This window comes from Streptomyces sp. NPDC058632 (assembly GCF_042717095.1).
GTDB lineage: Bacteria > Actinomycetota > Actinomycetes > Streptomycetales > Streptomycetaceae > Streptomyces.
Genome location: NZ_JBHXQZ010000155.1, coordinates 4,381 through 9,515, shown reverse-complemented (window position 1 = coordinate 9,515; position 5,135 = coordinate 4,381). Strand labels below are relative to the sequence as shown.

1 pseudogene is annotated in these 5,135 nt (G+C 77.1%); it reads right to left on the bottom strand.

The features are described from left to right. A pseudogene (locus tag ACFWVE_RS33940) lies at positions 1–5,050 on the bottom strand (type I polyketide synthase); the annotation flags it as partial. Positions 5,051–5,135: the final 85 nt, after the last annotated feature.

Below are 5,135 nucleotides of genomic sequence, written 5' to 3'. Positions count from 1 at the left end.
CCTGTTGGGCGGCGAGTTGGGCGGCGCCCGGCGGGTGGGGGCGGCGTCGGCGGGTGAGGATCTGGTGGGTGGCGCCTGCGCGGGCCAGCCCGGGGGCGGTCTCGGCGCCGAGACCGCCGGTGCCGCCGGTGATCAGGACGGTGCCGGAAGCGGTGAAGTCGGTCTCGCGGGGCAGGTCGGCGCCGGGGTGGCGGACGACGCGGCGGGCGAGCACGCCGGAGGCACGGACGGCGACCTGGTCGTCGCCGTCGCGGGCGGCGAGCACGCCGGCCAGGCGCTGCGCGGCGGGCGCGTCGAGGACGGCCGGCAGGTCGACGAGGCCGCCGGGCTGCTCGGGGCGTTCCAGGGCGGTGACGCGGCCCAGGCCCCAGTGGGTGGCGCGGCCGGGGTGGGTCAGCGGGTCGCCGGGGCCGGTGGAGACGGCGCCGCGGGTGACGGTCCACAGCGGGGCGGTGGTGGCGGTGTCGCCGCAGGCCTGGGCGAGGACGACGCCGAGGGCGAAGCCGAGCGGGAGGCCGCCGGAGCCGGTGTCCCCGGGTGCCCCGTCGGTCGGCTGGGGTCCGTCGGCGAGGGGCAGCAGGTTCAGGACGCCGGTGGCCTGGGCGGCCCCGGCGGCGCGCAGGGCGTCGGCGAGCCGGTCACGGTCGAGGTGGGAGGCGTCGAGTTCGAGGCGCTGCAGCAGGGCGCCGTGGCCGCGCAGCGCCTCGAGGACCTCGTCGGCCTCGTCACCGGTGGTGGTGACGGCCAGCCAGGTGCCGTCCAGGACGGGGGCGCCGGTGCCGGTGGCGGGCCGCCAGGCGACCTGGTAGCGGGCGGCGTCCAGGACGGCCTTCTCCTGCCGGACGCGCCGCCAGGAGGACAGCGAGGGCAGCAGCGCGTACAGGGAGGCGTGCTCCTCGTCGCGCAGGCCGAGCAGTCCGGCGAGTCCGTCGGCGTCGCCGCGTTCGACGGCGTTCCACAGGGCGGCGTCGGCGGGGTCGGAGGCGGCGCGGCGCACGCCGGGGGCGGTGGTGTCGGGCCAGTACGTCTCGTGCTGGAAGGCGTAGGTGGGCAGTTCGACGGTGGCGGCGCCGGTGCCGGTGTGCGCCGCCGCCCAGTCCACGCGGATCCCGCGCACGTGCAGCCGGGCGAGGGCGGTGAGGGCGCTGACGTCCTCGGGGCGGTCGGTGCGCAGCAGCGGGACGGCGTCGGTGCCGGCGTCGTCGCCGAGGGTGTCCTCGGCGAGGGCGGCCAGGGAGCCGCCGGGGCCCAGTTCGAGGTAGGTGGCGGCGCCCGCCTCGTGGGCGGCGCGCACGGCGTCGGCGAAGCGGACGGTGCCGCGCACGTGGCGGACCCAGTAGTCGGCGGTGCGCAGGTCGTCGCCGGTGGCGAGGCGGCCGGTGAGGTCGGAGACGACCGGCACGGCCGGCTCGTGGTAGGTGAGGCCTTCGGCGACCCGGCGGTAGGCGTCGAGCATGGCGTCCATGCGCGGCGAGTGGAAGGCGTGGCTGACCCGCAGTCGGCGGGTGGTGCGGCCCTGGCCGGCGAAGTGGGCGGCGACGCGCTCGGCGGCGTCCTCGTCCCCGGCGACGGCGACGGAGCCGGGGCTGTTGACGGCGGCCAGGGAGACCTGGTCCTCCAGGCCGTCCAGCAGCGGCAGCACCTCGTCCTCGGTGGCCTGCACGGAGTACATGGCGCCGCCCTCGGGCAGCGCCTGCATGAGCCGGGCGCGCGCGGCGACCAGGGCACAGGCGTCGTCCAGGGACAGGACGCCGGCGGCGTGGGCGGCGGCGATACCGCCGATGGAGTGTCCGAGGAGCACGCCGGGGCGCACCCCCCAGGAGCGGACCAGGTGGTACAGGGCGGTTTCGAGGGCGAACAGGGCGGGCTGGGTCCAGCCGGTCTCGTAGAGCGCGGCGGCCTCGGGGGTGCCGTCCTCGGCGAACAGGACGTCCTTGAGCGAGCGGGGCGCGGAGTACGCCTCCGGGCCGGCGAGCAGCGGGTCGAGCTTGGCCACGACCTCGTCGATGGCCTCGGCGAACTTCGGGTACCGGCCGTACAGTTCGCGGCCGGTACCGGGGCGCTGGCTGCCCTGCCCGGTGAACAGCAGGGCGGTGCGGCCGGCTCCGCCGCTCTCGCCGAGGACCAGCGCCGGGTCGGGCCGGTCTGCGGCGAGGGCGGCCAGGGCCCGCCGTACGTCGTCGGGGCCGCCGACGGCGACGGCGCGCTGCTCGAACGCGGGCCGGGTGGTGGCCAGGGAGAGGGTCACGTCGGCGGGGGCGAGGGCGGGGCGCTCGCCCAGGTACGCCAGGAGGCGGGCGGCCTGGGCGCGCAACGCGGGCCGGGTGCGGCCGGACAGGACCCACGGCAGGGCGGCGGGGGCGTCGGTGTCGTCGGTGCTCGCGGGGCGGGGCACGGGCCGCGGTGCCGGCTGCTCCAGGACGACGTGTGCGTTGGTGCCGCTGATGCCGAAGGAGGAGACGGCGGCGCGGCGGGGGCGGCCCGTCTCGGGCCAGGCGGTGTGCTCCTGGAGCAGGACGACCGAGCCGGCCTCCCAGTCGACGTGGCTGGAGGGGCGGTCGGCGTGCAGGGTGCGCGGCAGTTCGCCGTGGCGCATCGCCATGACCATCTTGATGATGCCGGCGACACCGGCGGCGGCCTGGGTGTGCCCCAGGTTCGACTTCACCGAGCCGAGCAGCAGGGGGCGTTCGGGGTCGCGTTCCTGGCCGTACGTGGCGAGCAGGGCCTGCGCCTCGATGGGGTCGCCGAGGCTGGTGCCGGTGCCGTGCGCCTCCACCGCGTCGACGTCGGCGGGGGTCAGCCCGGCGGCGCCGAGGGCCTGGCGGATGACGCGCTGCTGGGAGGGGCCGTTGGGGGCGGTCAGGCCGTTGGAGGCGCCGTCCTGGTTGACCGCGGAGCCGCGCACCACGGCCAGGACGCGGTGGCCGTTGCGCCGGGCGTCGGACAGCCGCTCCAGGACGAGGACGCCGACGCCCTCGGACCAGCCGACGCCGTCGGCGTCGTCGGAGAAGGCCTTGCAGCGTCCGTCGGGCGACAGGCCGCGCTGGCGGGAGAACTCGATCAGGGAGGTCGGCGTGGACATCACGGTGACGCCGCCGGCCAGGGCGAGGGAGCACTCCCCGGAGCGCAGGGCCTGCATCGCCCAGTGCATGGCGACCAGGGAGGAGGAACAGGCGGTGTCGACGGTGACCGCGGGGCCCTCCAGGCCGAGGGCGTAGGAGACCCGGCCGGAGGCGATGCTGGGTGCGGTGCCGCTGCCCTGGTGTCCTTCGAAGCGCTCGTCGGCGAGGGTGGCGGAGTAGTCGCTGTACATGACGCCGGCGAACACGCCGGTGCGGCTGCCGCGCAGGGAGACCGGGTCGATGCCGGCGTGCTCCACGGCGGTCCAGGACGCCTCCAGGAGCAGCCGCTGCTGGGAGTCGGTGGCCAGCGCCTCGCGGGGGCTCATGCCGAAAAAACCGGGGTCGAAGTCGCCCGCGTCGTGCAGGAATCCGCCGTAGCGGGTGTACGAGGTGCCGGGGTGGTCGGGGTCCGGGTGGTACAGGGCGTCCAGGTCCCAGCCACGGTTGACGGGCAGTCCGCCGACCGCGTCGGTGCCCTCGGTGACCAGCCGCCACAGGTCGTCGGGAGAGCTGACGCCGCCGGGGTAGCGGCAGCTCATGCCGACGATGACGACCGGGTCGTCGGCGGTGGCGGCGGCCGCCGGGGCGGCGGCGCGCGCGTCCGGCTCGGCGTCGCCGGTCAGCTCCTCCAGCAGGTGGGCGGCGAGCGCGGAGACCGTGGGGTAGTCGAAGACGACGGTGGCCGAGGTGCGCAGGCCGGTGACGGCGGCGAGCCGGTTGCGCAGTTCGACGGCGGTCAGGGAGTCGAAGCCGAGGTCCTGGAAGGCGCGTTCGGGGTCGATGTCCGTGGCGGAGGCGTGGCCGAGTACGGCGGCCACCTGGGCGCGCACCAGGTCGGTGACGGCCTCGGTACGGGCCTCCGCGTCGAGCCGGGACAACCGCTGGGTGAGGCCGAGGGCGGCCTCGGAGCCGGTGCGCACGGTGCGGCGGCGGGCGCGGATCAGGCCGCGCAGCAGCGGCGGCACCTCTCCCCCGCCGCGCAGCGCGGCCAGGTCGAGCCGGACGGGCAGGACGGCCGCGCGGGGCAGGGCGAGGGCGGTGTCGAAGAGGGCGAGGCCGTCCTCGGGGGCCAGCGGGGGCGTGCCGGAGCGGGACAGGCGGCGCAGGTCGTGCTCGGTGAGTTCGCCGGTCATGCCGGTGCCGGGCGCCCAGGGGCCCCAGCCGAGGGACAGGCCGGGCAGTCCAGCGGCACGCCGGGCCGCGGCGAGGGCGTCGAGGAAGGCGTTGGCGGCGGCGTAGCCGGCCTGGCCGGGGGCGCCGGCGGTGCCGGCGAAGGAGGAGAAGACGACGAACGCGGCGAGGTCCAGGTCGCGCGTGGCCCGGTGCAGGTGCCAGACGGCGTCGGCCTTGGGCCGCAGGACCGCGGTGAGGCGGTCGGTGGTGAAGGACTCCACGAGCCCGTCGTCGAGGATGCCCGCGGTGTGCAGCACGGCGGTGACGGGGTGGTCCTCGGGTATCGCGGCGAAGAGCCGGGCGACGGCGTCGGGGTCGGCGGCGTCACACGCCTGGACCGTGACTTCGGCGCCCGACTCGCGCAGGGCGTCGGCCAGTTCGGTGGCGCCGGGCGCGTCGGGACCGCGCCGGCCGGCCAGCAGCAGGTGCCGTACGCCGTGTGCGGCGACGAGGTGGCGGGCGAGGACTGCGCCCAGGCCGCCGGTGCCGCCGGTGACGACGACCGTGCCGTCCGGGTTCCAGGCAGCGGTGTCCCGCTCGGCGGGCGGGCGGACACGGGCGAGGCGGGCGCCCAGGACCGCGCCGTCGCGGAGGGCGGTCTGCGGTTCGTCGGCGGTGAGCGCGGCCGGCAGGGCCGAGGCGGGGTCGGCGGCCGGTTCGGGGTCGAGGTCGAGGAGGCCGAAGCGGCCGGGGTGTTCGGTCTGCGCGGACCGGACCAGGCCCCAGACGGCCGCAGCGGCCGCCTCGTCGACGCCCCCGCAGACAGTGCCGACCGCTCCGCGGGATAAGAACACCAACAGACAGACCGAACGAGAACTGAAGTCTAGAACGACCAGCACG